Below are 15959 nucleotides of genomic sequence, written 5' to 3' on the forward strand. Positions count from 1 at the left end.
GCAGCCCGCGCCCGCGCCCGCGTCGTCGTACACGGGGCGTTGCGTTGTGTCGCGCTGTGTTGCGCTGTGTCGCGGGCGGAGCGCCATGACGCGGCGGTACGCGGAGACGTGTGCGCCGTGTGCCGGGCAGTGCGTCGGTGCGGTGTCCCATGCGCCGGGTGGGGCGGTGGGGTACGCCGTCGTCGTGGGGCGGGCTGGAACGTGGGGCACCCCCGAGGCCGGTAGTCACCCACATGCTGCGGAGGCGGGCGGATCACCCGCATGCTCCGGGCAGGAGGGCCACCCGCATGTTCCAGAGGCGGGCAGGTCACCCGCACGCTCGAAGGTGGGCAGACCACCCGCACGCTCCGAAAGTGGTCAGGTCACCCGCACGCTCCCGGGGCGGGCAGGTCGTTCCCATGCCTCGGGGCTTGCCGGGGCCGCGTCGTGTCGCCGTGGTCCGGCTCCGGATCGGGGTCCGGATCAGGGTCCGGCGACGGTCGCCCGCCGTCGTCCATCAGCTCCCTGTCCATGGCCGCGCGCAGGCGCAGGGTGGCGACCAGGCGCCGGAACGCCTCCGACCAGTAGCCGCCCGCGCCCGGTGAGGCGTCTTCCGGCTCGTCCTGGGTCGTGGTGAGCACTTCGAGCCGGTCCGCCTCCGCCGGGTCGAGGCAACGCTCGGCCAGACCCATGACACCGCTGAAGCTCCACGGGTAACTCCCCGCGTCGCGCGCGATGTCCAGCGCGTCGACCACCGAACGGCCGAGCGGTCCGGCCCAGGGGACGGCACACACACCGAGCAGCTGGAAGGCCTCGGAGAGACCGTGCGCCGCGACGAAACCGGCTGCCCAGTCCGCCCGTTCGGCCGGGGGCAGGATCGCCAGGAGTTGTGAGCGTTCGGACAGGGAGGCCGTGCCGGGGCCGCTCGCCGGAGGTATGGAGGGGGCACCCAGCAGCGCCCTGGCCCACGCCGGGTCCCGTTGCCGCACTGCCGCCCGGCACCACGCGGCGTGCAGTTCGGCCTCCCAGCCGTCGGCCACCGGCAGGGCGACGACCTCCTGAGCGGTGCGGCCCCCGAACCGCTCCCGCCAGACGGTGAGCGGAGCGGCTTCCACCAACTGGCCCAGCCACCACGAGCGTTCACCACGTCCGGACGGGGGGACCGGCGTCACGCCGTCCCGCTGCATGTCGGCGTCGCACTCGTGCGGGGCCTCCACGGCGACCGTCAGCCCTACGCCCGTACGGTCGGCGTTCACACACGTCAGCGCCCGCGAAGCCATCCGCCGGGCCAGTGCCGATGCGGGCAGGGCGGACAGCAGCTCGGCGGCCACGGAGCGGACGTTGCGGCTGCGGTCCGACAACGCCGCCTCCAGGAAGGGCTCGTCGACGTCACCGAGACCCTCGCGGAGGGCGTCGAGGAACATCAGCCGGTCTTCCGCACGCTCGGCGGACCACGTCCCGGCGAGCAGGGCCCGTCCGGCCGAGGGATCGTGCGCCCGTACCGCACCGAGCAGCGCGACCCGCTCCGCGAAGAGCCCCTCTTCCCAGAGCCGCCGCACCGCGTCCGGGTCGTCGGCGGCGACGAGGCGGGCGCCGGTCGAGGCGCGCAGGGCGAACCTCCACTCCGGATTCAGCGCCGCCAGCCAGAGCCCGCGCGGCCCCGCGAAAGGCAGCACGTACGGGCGCAGATCCGTGCGGGCCCTGGCCGCGTCCAGCAGCGCGGGCAGCAACTCGGCCGGTGCACGGAAACCGCGCTCACCGGCCAGGGCCAGCCATTGCGGGATGAGCTCGGTGAGATCGGGTGCCGCGCCCCGGCGGCCGCCGCCGGACGGCGCGGAACGGTCGGCCAGCAGGTGCGCGAGCCGTCTGCGCGCCGCTTCCGGCAGCGGCGGCCGGAGGTCGGGAGGTGCCGGTACGGGCAGCGCGGCACCGACCGAGGGGAGCAGCCCGGCCCGGCGCCGCACGGTGTGCAGCGCGGCCGCCTCCAGAAGCGCCGCCGGACCCTCCGTGGGGCGCGGAGCCGAAGCGCCCGGGGCCGAAGAGCCCGGAGTGGGCGGGCCCGGAGTCGGCGGGCGGCGCTCCGACGAGCCGGCGCCCGCCGTACCGGTCCGCAGCGGTCGCCGGTCCGTGCCCAGCAGCGCCGAGGTGACCAGCTCCTCCCACGGGACGCTTGCCGCCGACATGCCGGGCTCGGGGGCGGCGGAGGCCGCGGTTGCGGAGGACGTGGCGGTGGTGGGTGCGGTGGAAGCAGTAGGCGTGGTGGAGGTGACGGACGGGCTGGACGGGGCGGAGGTGACGGGCGGGGTGGGGTCGATGGACGTGGTGCCGGACATGTGGTGCCCTCCGATGTCGGTCGAGCGCGGTCGGTCACAGCCGGGTCATGGGGCGTCAGGAGAGGGCCGTCGGGAGAGGGCATCAGGCGGGGGCCTCGGACGGGGGCGTCAGACAGGCGCGTCAGACGAGGGCGACGATCGGGCAGCTGCCCGCTTCCGGTGCGCCCGCACGCGACGCGCCGGGCTCCCGCACGCCGGTGCCCCGTGCGGTCGGGCCCTCATCGCCCATGTCGCGGGCGCCCACGCCTCGTTCGGACCCGTCCCGTTCGCGCGTGTCAGGTCCGGGAGCGTCTCCCTCGCCCGGGTGCCACGCGGCCAGCGGGTCGAAGCCCCGGTGGCCGCACTCGCCGAACACCGAGACGGGTCGGCCCCCGGCGAGCGCGACGAGCTTCCACAGGCCGGTGCGGGACAACGCCTCGGGTGTGATCGGCAGGGCGGAGCCGTCGGACGTCCCCACGAGCTGCCAACCGCCCCCTGACGGCACGGGTATCGCGTCCCGCAGGGTGACCGGCCATGTGTCCAGCCAGGGATCGTCGCGCAGCGCCCGTCCGTAGGCGGCGGTGGCCTCGGCCGTCGTGCCGCCGCGCGGTGGTGCGGCCCTGGTGGCCAGGGTCTCGAACGGCTCACCCAGGTCGCTCCGCAGCCGCCCGCCGCCCGCATACCGCGTGACCTCCGCGTCGATCGTCGTGCCCACCGTGAGGGAAGGGGCGGGGGAGCGACCGGGGGCCCCGAAGGAGAGCAGCAGCGTGGTGCGTCCGGACTGCTGCCCGTACAGCCAGATGCGCCGGGCCACCAACTTGCCGTCCGGTGTGTCGTGCTGGGCGAGGACCAGCCACCGGTCGCGGAGAGGCGGCCCCTCGGCGGGTGCCGTCAGCCCGACCCGTGTGCGGACCGTGGCGGCCAACGGGGCCGGCAGATGCTCTCTCCGGAGCCAGGCGGAGTCCAGCAGATGGAGCAACGCGCACTCTTCGAGCAGCCGCGCCGGCCAGTTGGGGCCCGATGCGGTGATCGCCCCCAGCTTCCGCACCCGCGCGGCGAGGCCCGGGGCCTGTGCGTCGACCATGCGGGCCGCCGTCTCCTCCCACAGGCCGTGGTCCGGGCGGTCGGCGGCGGCGATCCCGCCGCGCAGCAGGTCGGTGAGGCGCTGCTCCAACTCCAGGGCGCCGCCGGTGATCCGCTCGGCACGACGCTCCGCGCGCCGCCTGGCCGCCTCCAAATCGACGGGGCCGCCACCCGCCGCGGCTCTCGCTCCGGCTCCCTGACGCGCCGAGCCGCGTGCCGCCCCGGCGGCGTGTGAGGCGTGGTCAGGTACGCCTGTCCGCACCTCTTCCGCCGTCCCGCGCTCCAACGGGCGGGCGGTGTGCGTGGGTTCTCCCCCGTGAGATCTCAGCATGGTGAAGACGGTAGAAGGCACCACTGACAACGGCCTTTGACCTGCGCTTCCGTCGCCCGGCGGTCGATTGTCAGTGCCATGGTGCACGGTGGAGGACACATCGGGTCGAACGATCTGGAGGGGGATCCATGACCGTGTCCGAGTCCGTACACACCGCTTCGACCACCACCGCCTCGACCACCGCCTCGACGCCCGTCGCGACCACTCCCGCGGGGGCCGGTGCCGCCATGCCGGACGGAGTGCTGAGGCCGCACGCCGAGCACGCCTTCGCGGACGAGCTCAGGGCCCTCGCCGCCGCGGACGACCGTCCCCGGCCGGCCCGTTGGCGGCTCTCGCCGTGGGGCGTGGCCACGTACCTGCTCGGCGGCACCCTGCCGGACGGCACGGCGATCACTCCCAAGTACGTGGGGCCCCGCCGCCTCGTCGAAGTCGCCGTCAGCACGCTCGCCACCGACCGGGCGCTGCTGCTCCTCGGCGTGCCGGGCACCGCCAAGACCTGGGTGTCCGAGCATCTCGCCGCGGCGGTCAGCGGGGACTCGACCCTGCTCGTGCAGGGTACGGCCGGCACCCCGGAGGAGGCCGTCCGTTACGGGTGGGACTACGCGCAGCTGCTCGCGCACGGCCCCAGCCGGGCCGCGCTCGTGCCGAGCCCCGTCATGCGGGCCATGGCCGAGGGCACGACCGCCCGGGTGGAGGAGCTCACCCGCATACCGGCCGATGTGCAGGACGCGCTGATCACCGTCCTGTCGGAGAAGACGCTGCCCGTGCCGGAGCTCGGGCAGGAGGTCCAGGCCGTGCGCGGGTTCAACCTCATCGCCACCGCCAACGACCGTGACCGCGGGGTCAACGAGCTCTCCAGCGCGCTGCGCCGACGCTTCAACACGGTGGTGCTGCCGCTGCCCGCCACCCCCGAAGCGGAGGTGGACATCGTGTCCCGCCGCGTGGAGCAGATCGGCCGCTCACTCGATCTGCCCCCGACGCCGGACGGGACGGCGGAGATCCGGCGGGTCGTCACGGTCTTCCGTGAACTGCGCGACGGCGCCACCACGGACGGTCGTGCCAAGCTCAAGTCTCCCTCGGGGACGCTGTCCACGGCCGAGGCGATCTCCGTCGTCACGGGCGGCCTCGCGCTCGCCGCCCATTTCGGTGACGGCGTCCTGCGGCCCGGCGACGTCGTGGCCGGCATCCTGGGCGCCGTCGTCCGGGACTCCGCCACGGACCGGGTGGTGTGGCAGGAGTACCTGGAGACCGTGGTTCGTGAGCGGGACGGCTGGCAGGACTTCTACCGCGCCTGCCGTGAGGTGTCCGCATGACGGCCCGTGCGCCCGCGCGTGCGCCCGGCCGTGCCTCTCGTGGCGGTACGGCCGGTGCGGGCGGTGCGGATCCCGCGACGAGCGGCGGGCCGCTGCTGCTCGGGGTGCGCCACCACGGACCGGGCTCCGCCCGAGCGGTTCTCGCCGCCCTGGAGCACGTCCGGCCGCGAGCCGTGCTCGTCGAGGGGCCGCCGGAGGGTGACGCCCTGCTGTCGCTCGCCGCCGACGAGCGGATGCGTCCGCCCGTCGCCCTGCTCGCCTATGCCGTGGACGACCCGGGGAGGGCCGCGTTCTGGCCGATGGCGGCCTTCTCGCCGGAATGGGTGGCGATCCGCTGGGCGTCGGCGCATCAGGTCCCGGTGCGGTTCATGGACCTGCCCGCCGCGCATGCCCTGGCGGTGCCGGAGCAGCCCGAGCCCCGGCAGGAGGACGCCCGGTCGTTCGACCCGATCGGCGTCCTGGCCTCGACCGCCGGATACGACGATCCGGAGCGCTGGTGGGAGGACGTGGTCGAGCACCGTGCGGCGGACGGGGCCCTGTCCGACCCACGGGCACCGTTCGCCGCGCTCGCCGAGGCGATGGGCGCGCTGCGTGAGGCGTACGGCGACGGCGGGCACCCCCGGGACGCGGTCCGGGAGGCCTGCATGCGGCTGCGGTTGCGGGCCGCCCGGAAGGAGTTCGGGGACGGCGTCGCCGTCGTCTGCGGCGCGTGGCACGTCCCCGCACTGGCCGCGCGGACGACCGTCGCCGCCGACAAGGCGCTCCTCAAGGGCATCCCCAAGGTCCGGACCGAGACGACCTGGGTGCCCTGGACCCACCGGAGGCTCGCCCGGCACAGCGGGTACGGCGCGGGGATCGAGTCGCCCGGCTGGTACGGGCACCTCTTCGACGCCCCGGACAGGCCCCTCGAACGCTGGATGACCAGGGTCGCCGGGCTGCTCCGCGAGGAGGACCGCCTCGTCTCCTCCGCCCACGTCATCGAAGCGGTGCGTCTCGCCGGTGCCCTGGCCGCGGTGCGGGGTCGCCCGGCCGCCGGTCTCACCGAGGCCACCGACGCGGCCCGTGCGGTCATGTGCGAGGGGTCCGACGTCCCGCTCGCCCTCGTCCACGACCGGCTCGTCGTCGGTGAGGCACTCGGGGCGGTCCCGGACGACGCCCCCGCTGTGCCGTTGCAGCGGGACCTCGCCGGACAGCAGCGCACGCTCAGGCTCAGACCGGAGCCGGAGCGACGCGGGCTGGAGCTCGACCTGCGCAAGGATACCGACGCGGCCCGCAGCCGGCTCCTGCACCGGCTGAGGCTCCTCGGCGTCGGCTGGGGCGAACCGTCGGCGGGCCGGGGCGGCACCGGGACCTTCCGGGAGAGCTGGCAGCTGCACTGGCGGCCCGAGCTGTTCGTCCGGGTCGCGGAGGCCGGGGTGTGGGGCACCACCGTGCTCTCCGCCGCGACCGCCCGCGCGGAGTCCGACGCGGTGTCGGCGACGACGCTCGCCGAGGTGACCGCTCTCGCCGAGCACTGCCTGCTGGCCGGGCTGCCCGACGCGCTGGCCGCCGTCATGGACGCCCTCGCGGCCCGAGCCGCCCTCGACGCGGACGTCGGCCACCTCGCGGACGCGCTGCCGGCGCTGGCCCGTGCCCTGCGTTACGGAGACGTACGCGCCACGGACACGGCCGCACTCTCGACAGTGGCCGTCGGCCTCGCCGAACGGGTCTGCGTGGGTCTGCCGTCCGCCTGTACGGGCCTCGACCCGGCCGCAGCCGAGGAACAGCGTGGTCGGGTGGACGGGATACACATCGCCGTCACCCTGCTGGCGGGTGCGGGTGCGGGTGCGGGTGCGGGAGCGGGAGCGGGGGGTGCGGGGTCCGGCGGAGGGACGGGCGCAGAGGGGAAAACCGGGACAGGAGGCGGATCCGAAGCCGGGAGCGAAACGGGCGCAGGGGCCGGAGCCGGTTCGCCGGGCGGCGGGCTGAGGGAGCGCTGGGCGGGTGTCCTGCGCAAGCTCGTGGTCCGGGACACGGTCGCGGGTGTCCTCCGGGGACGGGCCACCCGGCTGCTCCTCGACGACGGGCACCTTTCCGAGGAGGAGGCGGCACGGCTGTTGGGCCTCGCCCTCTCACCCGGCGCGCCACCCACCGACGCGGCGGCCTGGATCGACGGCTTCGTCGGCGGGGCGGCAGGAGGCGGAACGCTACTCGTCCACGACGAACGCCTGCTGGGCCTGGTCGACGGCTGGCTGACCTCTATACCGCCCGCGTCGTTCACCGCCGTGCTGCCCCTGCTCCGGCGCACCTTCTCCACGTACGAACCAGGGGTGCGCCGCACCCTGGGCGAACTGGTCCGCCGTGGCCCGGCGCCGGGCGGTGTCCACCGAGCGGGCGACGCCGAGGCCGGCGGCTTCGGACGCGGGCTCGACGGGGAGAGGGCCGACGCGGTGGTTCCGGTACTGCGGTTGCTGCTCGGCCTCGACACCGGAGAGGCGGGCACCGGAGGCGAGACCACGGCAACGGAGACCACGGCAACCAAGAGCGTGCCAACGGAGAGCATGCCGACGGGGAGCGTGGCAGCGGAGAGCGCGAGCACCGAACAGACAGCCGGGACGGAACGGATCGCGGCGGGTACCGAAGCGGGGAGGACGGCGACGCGATGACCACGTCCCGGGAGACCACCGGCACGAAGGAGCGGCAGATGGCGGCGGGAGCCGGCGGCGCGGAGGGCGCGGACGGTGTCGCCGGACACGGCGGACCCGCGGGAAGCGGCGGGCACCGGGGTCATGGCGAGCACCGCGGGCACGGCGGGGCGGGTGATACGGGCAACGCGGCGGGAGCCGACCGGGGGCATCGTGCCGACGACGCGCACGACGCGCACCACGAGCGGTTGCGGCGCTGGCGCCTGGTGCTCGGACCGGACGGCGCCGAGAGCACCGGACGCGCGCTCACCGGCCAGGACGCGGCGAGAGACGGCGCGCTGTCCGCGTTGTACGGCGGCGGGAAGAAGACCGGCGGCCGTAGCGGGACCGAGCGTTCCGCCGGGCTCGGGGCGTCCGCCCCGGCCGTCGCCCGCTGGCTCGGCGACATCCGTACGTACTTCCCCGGCCCCGTCGTCCAGGTCATGCAGCGTGACGCGATCGACCGCCTGGGGCTGTCCGCACTGCTGCTGGAGCCGGAGATGCTGGAGGCGGTGCAGCCGGACGTCCACCTCGTCGGCACGCTGCTCTCCCTGAACAAGGCGATGCCCGAGACCACCAGGGAGACGGCACGGGCCGTCGTCCGCAAGGTCGTCGAGGACCTGGAGAGGCGACTGGCGCCCCGCACCAAGGCCACGCTGACCGGCGCCCTGGACCGCTCGGCCGTCACGGCCCGGCCGCGCCCCGGGGACATCGACTGGGACCGCACCATCCGGGCCAACCTCAAGAACTACCTGCCCGAGCACCGCACGGTCGTCCCCGAACGGCTCGTCGGACACGGCCGTGCCGCCCGGTCGGTGAAGAAGGAGGTCATCCTCTGCATCGACCAGTCCGGGTCCATGGCCGCGTCCGTCGTGCACGCCGCGGTCTTCGGCGCGGTGCTCGCCTCCATGCGCACCCTCTCGACGCGGCTGGTCGTGTTCGACACCGCCGTGGCCGACCTCACCGACCAGTTGGACGACCCGGTCGACGTGCTGTTCGGCACACAGCTCGGCGGCGGTACGGACATCAACCGCGCGCTCGCCTACTGCCAGTCGAGGATCACCCGGCCCGCCGACACCGTCGTCGTACTGATCAGCGATCTCTACGAAGGCGGCATCCGCGACGAGATGCTCGAACGAGCGGCGGCGATGACGGCCTCCGGCGTCCGGTTCGTGACCTTGCTCTCCCTTTCGGACGAGGGGACACCGGCGTACGACCGGGCACACGCGGCGGCGCTGGGCGCACTCGGTGCCCCTGCCTTCGCCTGCACGCCCGACCTGTTCCCCGAGGTCATGGCCGCCGCACTGGAGAGGCGGCCGCTTCCCGTACCGGACCCCGGCGCCGACGTGCCGTTCCGTCCTCCGTACCCCGGTCACCAGGGCGGTCTGTGACCGTTATCACCGCTCAGGTGTGATCTGCGATTTAGGGTCCTGCCGAGCGCGGGGATAACCTGCCGGGTGGACATGCCGCGTGCCGGAAACACCGAGTGCGCCTCCCTTGTGACCGCAGTCACGTTGCCCTCGCGGCACGCCCACGCAGAAAACGAACCGCGAGACCACTAAATAGGGACGGACGCGCGTGGACCTGTTCGAGTACCAGGCGAGGGACCTCTTCGCCAAGCACGGTGTACCGGTGCTGGCCGGTGAAGTCATCGACACGCCTGAGGCAGCCCGCGAGGCGACCGAGCGGCTGGGCGGCAAGTCCGTCGTCAAGGCGCAGGTGAAGGTCGGAGGCCGCGGCAAGGCCGGCGGCGTCAAGCTGGCCTCCACCCCCGACGAGGCGGTCGCCCGCGCGACCGACATCCTCGGCATGGACATCAAGGGCCACACGGTCCACAAGGTGATGATCGCCGAGACCGCGCCGGAGATCCTGGAGGAGTACTACGTCTCCTACCTCCTCGACCGCACCAACCGCACCTTCCTGGCCATGGCCTCGGTGCAGGGCGGCATGGACATCGAGGAGGTCGCGGAGAAGACCCCCGAGGCCCTCGCGAAGGTCCCGGTCGACTCCAACACCGGTGTGACGATCGAGAAGGCCCGCGAGATCGTCGCCCAGGCGAAGTTCCCGGCCGAGGTGGCCGAGAAGGTCGCCGAGGTCATGGTGACGCTGTGGGAGACCTTCGTCGCCGAGGACGCCCTCCTCGTCGAGGTCAACCCGCTCGCCAAGGTCGCCTCCGGTGACGTCCTGGCGCTGGACGGCAAGGTCTCGCTCGACGAGAACGCCGCCTTCCGCCAGCCTGGCCACGAGGCGCTTGAGGACAAGGCCGCGGCCAACCCGCTCGAAGCCGCCGCCAAGGCCAAGAACCTCAACTACGTCAAGCTCGAGGGCGAGGTCGGCATCATCGGTAACGGTGCCGGTCTGGTCATGTCGACGCTGGACGTCGTCGCGTACGCCGGTGAGAAGCACGGTGACGTGAAGCCCGCCAACTTCCTCGACATCGGTGGCGGCGCCTCCGCCGAGGTCATGGCGAACGGCCTGGAGATCATCCTCGGCGACCCGGACGTCAAGTCCGTCTTCGTCAACGTCTTCGGTGGCATCACCGCCTGCGACGAGGTCGCCAACGGCATCGTCCAGGCCCTGGAGCTGCTCAAGTCCAAGGGCGAGGACGTCACCAAGCCGCTGGTCGTGCGCCTCGACGGCAACAACGCGGAGCTGGGTCGCAAGATCCTCTCCGACGCCAACCACCCGCTCGTGCAGCGCGTGGACACCATGGACGGCGCGGCCGACAAGGCCGCCGAGCTCGCCGCGGCTGCGAAGTAAAGGACGAGGGACTCCAACACCATGGCTATCTTCCTCACCAAGGACAGCAAGGTCATCGTCCAGGGGATGACCGGCGCCACGGGCATGAAGCACACCAAGCTCATGCTGGCCGACGGCACGAACATCGTCGGTGGCGTGAACCCGCGTAAGGCCGGTACGTCCGTCGACTTCGACGGCACCGAGGTACCCGTATTCGGTTCCGTCAAGGAAGCGATGGAGAAGACGGGCGCCGACGTGTCCGTCCTCTTCGTACCGCCGGCCTTCGCGAAGGCCGCCGTCGTCGAGGCGATCGACGCCGAGATCCCGCTGGCCGTCGTGATCACCGAGGGCATCGCCGTCCATGACTCGGCCGCCTTCTGGGCGTACGCCGGCTCGAAGGGCAACAAGACCCGGATCATCGGCCCGAACTGCCCCGGCCTGATCACCCCCGGCCAGTCCAACGCCGGCATCATCCCGGGCGACATCACCAAGCCCGGCCGCATCGGTCTGGTGTCCAAGTCGGGCACGCTGACCTACCAGATGATGTACGAGCTGCGTGACATCGGCTTCTCGTCGGCCGTCGGCATCGGTGGCGACCCGGTCATCGGTACGACCCACATCGACGCCCTCGCGGCGTTCGAGGCCGACCCCGAGACCGACCTCATCGTGATGATCGGCGAGATCGGCGGCGACGCCGAGGAGCGCGCGGCCGACTACATCGCGAAGAACGTCACGAAGCCGGTCGTCGGTTACGTCGCGGGCTTCACCGCTCCCGAGGGCAAGACCATGGGCCACGCCGGCGCCATCGTCTCCGGCTCCTCCGGTACGGCCGCGGCCAAGAAGGAGGCCCTTGAGGCCGCCGGTGTGAAGGTCGGCAAGACGCCGACCGAGACCGCCAAGCTGGCCCGCGAGATCCTCGCCGGCTGACCTCCCGCCGCGGCATCCGCCGCACCGCGCGGAAACGGCGTGGGCCCGCACCCCTCTCGCAGGGGCGCGGGCCCACGCCGTTTCCGGTGTCCGTGTGGTTCCGGGACCGGGCCCTGCCCGTGTGGTTCCGGGACCGGGCCCCGCCCGTGTGGTTCCGGGGCCGGGCCCGTCGGGCGGTGTCAGGGGATCCGGGGCACCAGGCGTTCCGGGCCATGGGCGAGTTCGCCGCGCAGCGCCTTCTGGAGCTTGAGGTCCTGGGCCGTGAGCTTCTCCGGTCCGGCCAGCGGTGGCACGCCCGCCACCCGGGCCGCCGGTGCGATCGGCTGCTCGTAGTGGGTGGGGGCGGTGTTCAGCGTGAAGGCCGTGGCCCCGGCGAGCAGTACGCCGAAGCACACCGTCGCCCGGGTCCACCGCTGGGCACGGCGCTCGCCGCCGGTACGCACGACCGGGGCCGAGGACGGCGCGGGCACCCGTTCGGCGAGGGCGAGCGCCCCCAGCCGCTCGCGAAGGACCACCGACTGTCCGGCCGGGGAGGAGCACCGGGCCAGTTCCGGCAGCCGCTCGGCGACGGTGGCCCGCGCGTTCATCAGCCGTCCCGCCGCGGCCGGGGTGCTCGCCTCGGTCTCGGCCGCCGTCTCCGCGAGGCCCAGCCCCACACCGTCGTGGAGCAGCAGGGTGCGGCGGTAGGAGGCCGGCATCTCCAGCAGGGCGTGGAGGAGCGCGCGGCGCCCTGGCTCCTCGGGCAGGGCGTCCGGGCGGCGGTGGGCCCGGCGCACCCGGTTCCAGGGCGACATCGCGTACTCGTACGCCGCCGCCCGCACCCATCCCGCCGGGTCGCGGTCCCTGGCCACCTCGGGCCAGCGGTGCCAGGCGAGTTGGAAGGCGCGCTCGACGGACTCCCTGGCGAGGTTCCGGCGCCCGGTCAGCACGTAGGCCTGACGGACGAGACCGGGTGCGGTGTGGGTGTAGAGGGCGTCGAACGCCTCTGCGGCGGTGAGGCCCGCCGGAGCGGAGGGGGTTTCGGGGGCGGGAGCGGGAACCGTGTCGGGAACGCTTTCGCGGACCGGCACCGTGCCCGGCACCGGCACCGTGCCCGGCACCGGCACCGTGCCCGGCACCGGCACCGTGCCCGGCACCGGCACCGTGCCCGGCACCGGCACCGGCACGGGAATGGGGGCGGGGTTCGGCGCGCTTGCGTCTGCCTTCACCGATGCCTTCTGGTTCACCGGCGTCTTCGGGGACTTCGGGCCGCTGCCCGCCGTGTCCGCCCCCGCCGTCGCCTCCACTCTCTTCTCCGAACCCGTCCCTGTCCCTGCCCCCGTCCCCGTTCCCGCTCCGGTCTCCACCTCCACCTCCGCCTTCGTTGCCGTGGCCTGAGGCGGTGTCGGTGGTCCGGCCGAGCCGATCACCTTGGCGTAGGCCGCCCGGCGGCGGCCTCGGGGGCTGGTCCGGCCGGTCTCCCAGGCGCGGACGGTGGCCGGGGTGACTCCGACGGCCGTCGCGACCTGTTCCTCGGTCAGGTGCCGTGCCTCACGCAGCCTTTTGCGTTCTTTGGGCGAGGGCAGAGGGGGCGAGGGAGCCGGGCCGGTGGGCTTGCGCGTCATGGTCGTCCTCCACCTACACTGCAATGGGTGAAAAAGTACATAAACATATATTGAGCGACACAGCGACCATTCGTCCGTTACGCGAAAAAGGCGCGTGTCGTTGGCAGCATGGCCCGGGTGACCCAAGTGACCGAACGCAGCCCGATGTTGTCGGCCGGGCGGAGCCGATCCGCCGTCCTGGCCTCCGCCTTCGTACGGGGGACGTGCGCCGCGGGGCTGGGACTGGGCGCGATCACGGTCCTGGTCATGGTGCTGTGGATCAGCTCTTCCTCTCCCGACAGCGGGCCGGGCGGGGCCCTCCACGTCGCCACCGGTCTGTGGCTCCTGGCGCACGGTGCGGAGCTGGTCAGGACCGAGACCTTGAGCGGACACCCGGCCCCCGTGGCGACCGTGCCGCTGCTGCTCACGGTCCTGCCGCTGTGGCTGGCGTACCGGGCCGGCCGCGACTCCACCGAGTCCGGCGGCGACGAGGACCCCGGCGGCAGACGTTCCGCGGTGGGTGTCTGCTGTGCCGTGAGTGCCGGATACCTGCTGGTGGTGCTGGGTGTCGCGGCGTACGCACGGAACAGCGGGCTGCCCGCCGAGCGGGCCTCCCTCGGCTTCCCGGCGGCCGTCGTCGTGGTGCTCGTGGTCGCGGCGGGGGTGTGGGCCTCGCGGGGTCGCCCGTGGGGGCCGGTGCTGGCCTGGGCTCCGTTGAGGGTGCAGGAAGCGGTGGCTCGGGCCCGGTTCCGCGCCGGGCTGGAGGCGGCACTGCGCGCGGCGGCGGCCGGTGTGGCGATGCTGCTCGGCGGCGGGGCCCTGCTGGTGGCCGTGGCGTTGGTGTGGCACGCGGGGGAGGTGCAGGAGTCGTTCCTGACCCTGGCAGGTCACTGGGCGGGCCGGATCTGCGTCCTGCTGCTGGCCCTGGCCTTCGTCCCGAACGCCGCGATGTGGGCGGCCTCCTACGGCCTGGGGCCGGGCTTCGCGCTCGGTACGGCGTCCACGGCCACGCCGCTCACCTTCGGCGGACACCCGGCGCTGCCCGACTTCCCGCTCCTGGCCGCCGTGCCCGCGCAGGGGCCGGGGACTGCGGCGAACTGGGCGTCCGTCGCGGTACCGCTCGCCGCGGGTCTGGTCCTGGCCCGGTTCACCGCCCGCGCCGCCGTCCCGGTGAGCGGAAGCCGGGAGGGGGCGTGGGGCGCCGGGGGTACGGCGGCCGTGGCGGGACTGGCCGCCGCCGGGTGCGGTGCGGGTACGGCGCTGCTGGCGGCGGCGTCGGGCGGTGCGCTGGGGACGGGGGCGCTGGCGGAGTTCGGTCCGGTGTGGTGGCTCGTGGGCCCGGCCGCACTGGTCTGGACGGCGGTGATCGGTGTGCCGGCGGCGCTGCTGACACGGGCCTGGCGGCTGCGGGAACAGGGGTGGAGCTGGCGACGGGACGTCAGCTCCACCGGGGGCGAGCGGCCGGAGTCCGCCCCGGACGAGGCGACGGGCGCCAAGCCGAAGGCCTCGGGCCCGCTCGCGGAGCGGTACGACTTCCTCTCGCCCGGGTCGTGGCACGGGGAGGGGGCGCGCAAGGCCCGTTGGGCGTCGCTCAGGAAGGGTTCCGGCGGGCTGATGGCGGACTTCCCGGCCGGACAGACCGACTCACGGACCGACTCACGGACCGACCTGGGCGCCGTACCGCAGGAACCCTCTCGGGACGCCGCCTCCCAGGACCGCCCTCGGGACGCGCACCAGGACACGGAGAAGGCCGGCGACACGAGCGGCAACGAGACGGAGAGCGCAGGCGCAGACCCGGGTGCGGACACCGACACAGACGCAGGCACCGACCCAGGCACAGACACCGACACAGGCACAGGCGCGAGCCACGCCGAGGACGGCGGCCGCAGCGAGGGCGGCGCAACAGGGACCGGCCGGCTTCCGGATGCCCAGGGGCACGCGGAAACCGGCCAGGAGGACGCGCCGTGACGGTGGAGGACGCCGGAGCGGTTACTCCTTGATGCCGAAGAACGGCCGCAGCGGGTCGGGCAGCTTGTCGTTGCACGCCACGGCACCGGACTTGGTGAGGGCGTCGTTCACGCAGGTGTAGTAGTCGCGGTAGACCAGCTGGACCGTGTAGGTCGTGGCGACGATCGACAGCGCCAGCAGGGCCGTCACCAGACCGCTCACGGCGGCCGTGGTCAGCTGCCGGCCGCTGTTCTGCGGGGTGCCCGGCCGGGTCGACGGGGCGGCGGCGTCCGGGGGGGTGTCAGAGGGGGTGTCAGAGGTGGTGGTGTCTGCCGGCTTGGCCTTGCGCGGACCCGCGCGCAGGGCGCTGACGGCCCAGTACACGGCGAGCGCACCGAGCAGCAGGGCGATCTCGGGGAAGTCGAAGAGGGCGAAGAAGAACGCCCACATGCCGCCGAGGACCGCGTAGCGGGCACGCCGCTGAGCGGGGTCGGTCGGGTCCCAGCGCATCCCGCCGGGGTTGCCTTCGGGGCCGCCCTTTCCGCGCGGGCCACCGGGGCCGCCCGGCCGGTCACCGAAGCCGCCGTCCTCCCGGCCCGGCTGCCGGTCGCTCCACTGACTGCCCCAGACCGGGCGGTCGCCGGACGGTCGTTCGCCCTCGCCACCACCGTGGTCGTGGTCCCCGTCACCCGCTCCGGGAGAGGGGCGGCGCGGCTGCCAGGGCTGGTCGGGCCGGTTCTCCGGCGGTGCCGCGAACGGATTGTCGTCGCCCGGCCCCGAGGCGGAGCCGGAACCCGACGCCGAGGAATCCGGGGAACCCGGCCGCGAGGAACCGGAAGAACCCGAGGAGCCTGAAGAACCCGAAGAACCCGACCCCGAGGAACCCGAGGCCGAAGAGGGACCCGGCGGCGTCGACGGGTCCGGCGAAGAGGACTGGCGTTCCCGCATCAGCGTGGATGCCCGCTCGGGCAGCGGGTGGCCATAGGCGGTGCGGAGGCGGTCCGGCATGTGGTGAACGTCTTCCCCATCTCGTCATGTCCGCCCGGAGGACGGTTCCCTGTCCCCAGACGCTACCTCCCGGT

10 protein-coding genes are annotated in these 15959 nt (G+C 73.9%); 6 read left to right on the plus strand and 4 right to left on the minus strand.

The window, feature by feature from the left end:
- Positions 1-362 precede the first annotated feature (362 nt).
- Both B9S64_RS20455 and B9S64_RS20460 read right to left on the minus strand, forming a co-directional pair.
- Entirely contained in the window at positions 363-2312 is a 1950-nt protein-coding gene (locus B9S64_RS20455; protein WP_219963722.1) for a DUF5691 domain-containing protein, read from the minus strand.
- Between the two features lie 121 nt (positions 2313-2433).
- Positions 2434-3705: a hypothetical protein gene (locus B9S64_RS20460; protein ID WP_374936113.1), complete on the minus strand. Its 1272-nt coding sequence runs from the start codon at positions 3703-3705 to the stop codon at positions 2434-2436.
- 227 nt (positions 3706-3932) lie between these two features.
- On the opposite strand from B9S64_RS20460, the gene B9S64_RS20465 reads away from it, so the two are divergent.
- From B9S64_RS20465 to sucD, 5 genes are all read left to right on the plus strand, one after another.
- A complete protein-coding gene (locus B9S64_RS20465; RefSeq protein WP_103494020.1) occupies positions 3933-5018 on the plus strand; it encodes an AAA family ATPase in 1086 nt (361 codons plus the stop codon).
- Positions 5015-7663, plus strand: a complete 2649-nt coding sequence (locus B9S64_RS20470; protein ID WP_219818823.1) for a DUF5682 family protein — start codon at positions 5015-5017, stop codon at positions 7661-7663. The genes B9S64_RS20465 and B9S64_RS20470 overlap by 4 nt, the downstream gene beginning before the upstream one ends.
- On the plus strand, positions 7660-9072 hold the full coding sequence (locus tag B9S64_RS20475) for a VWA domain-containing protein (RefSeq protein WP_258038091.1): 1413 nt from the start codon (positions 7660-7662) through the stop codon (positions 9070-9072). Before B9S64_RS20470 ends, B9S64_RS20475 begins: the two co-directional genes overlap by 4 nt.
- A gap of 187 nt (positions 9073-9259) precedes the next feature.
- Complete coding sequence (sucC, locus tag B9S64_RS20480; RefSeq protein WP_103493952.1) at positions 9260-10441, plus strand: ADP-forming succinate--CoA ligase subunit beta; 1182 nt, start codon at positions 9260-9262, stop codon at positions 10439-10441.
- Between the two features lie 21 nt (positions 10442-10462).
- Positions 10463-11347, plus strand: a complete 885-nt coding sequence (gene sucD, locus B9S64_RS20485; protein WP_103493951.1) for a succinate--CoA ligase subunit alpha — start codon at positions 10463-10465, stop codon at positions 11345-11347.
- Positions 11348-11526: 179 nt separating this feature from the next.
- On the opposite strand, the gene B9S64_RS20490 is transcribed toward sucD, so the two are convergent.
- Positions 11527-12951, minus strand: a complete 1425-nt coding sequence (locus B9S64_RS20490) for a helix-turn-helix domain-containing protein (protein WP_109492080.1) — start codon at positions 12949-12951, stop codon at positions 11527-11529.
- Positions 12952-13059: 108 nt separating this feature from the next.
- On the opposite strand from B9S64_RS20490, the gene B9S64_RS20495 reads away from it, so the two are divergent.
- A complete protein-coding gene (locus B9S64_RS20495) occupies positions 13060-14898 on the plus strand; it encodes a DUF6350 family protein (protein WP_103493949.1) in 1839 nt (612 codons plus the stop codon).
- Positions 14899-14919: 21 nt separating this feature from the next.
- Here B9S64_RS20495 and B9S64_RS20500 read toward each other — a convergent pair whose 3' ends face one another.
- Positions 14920-15885, minus strand: coding sequence for a hypothetical protein (locus tag B9S64_RS20500; protein ID WP_103493948.1), 966 nt, complete (start codon positions 15883-15885; stop codon positions 14920-14922).
- Positions 15886-15959 lie beyond the last annotated feature (74 nt).

The organism is Streptomyces sp. SM18, assembly GCF_002910775.2.
GTDB lineage: Bacteria > Actinomycetota > Actinomycetes > Streptomycetales > Streptomycetaceae > Streptomyces > Streptomyces halstedii.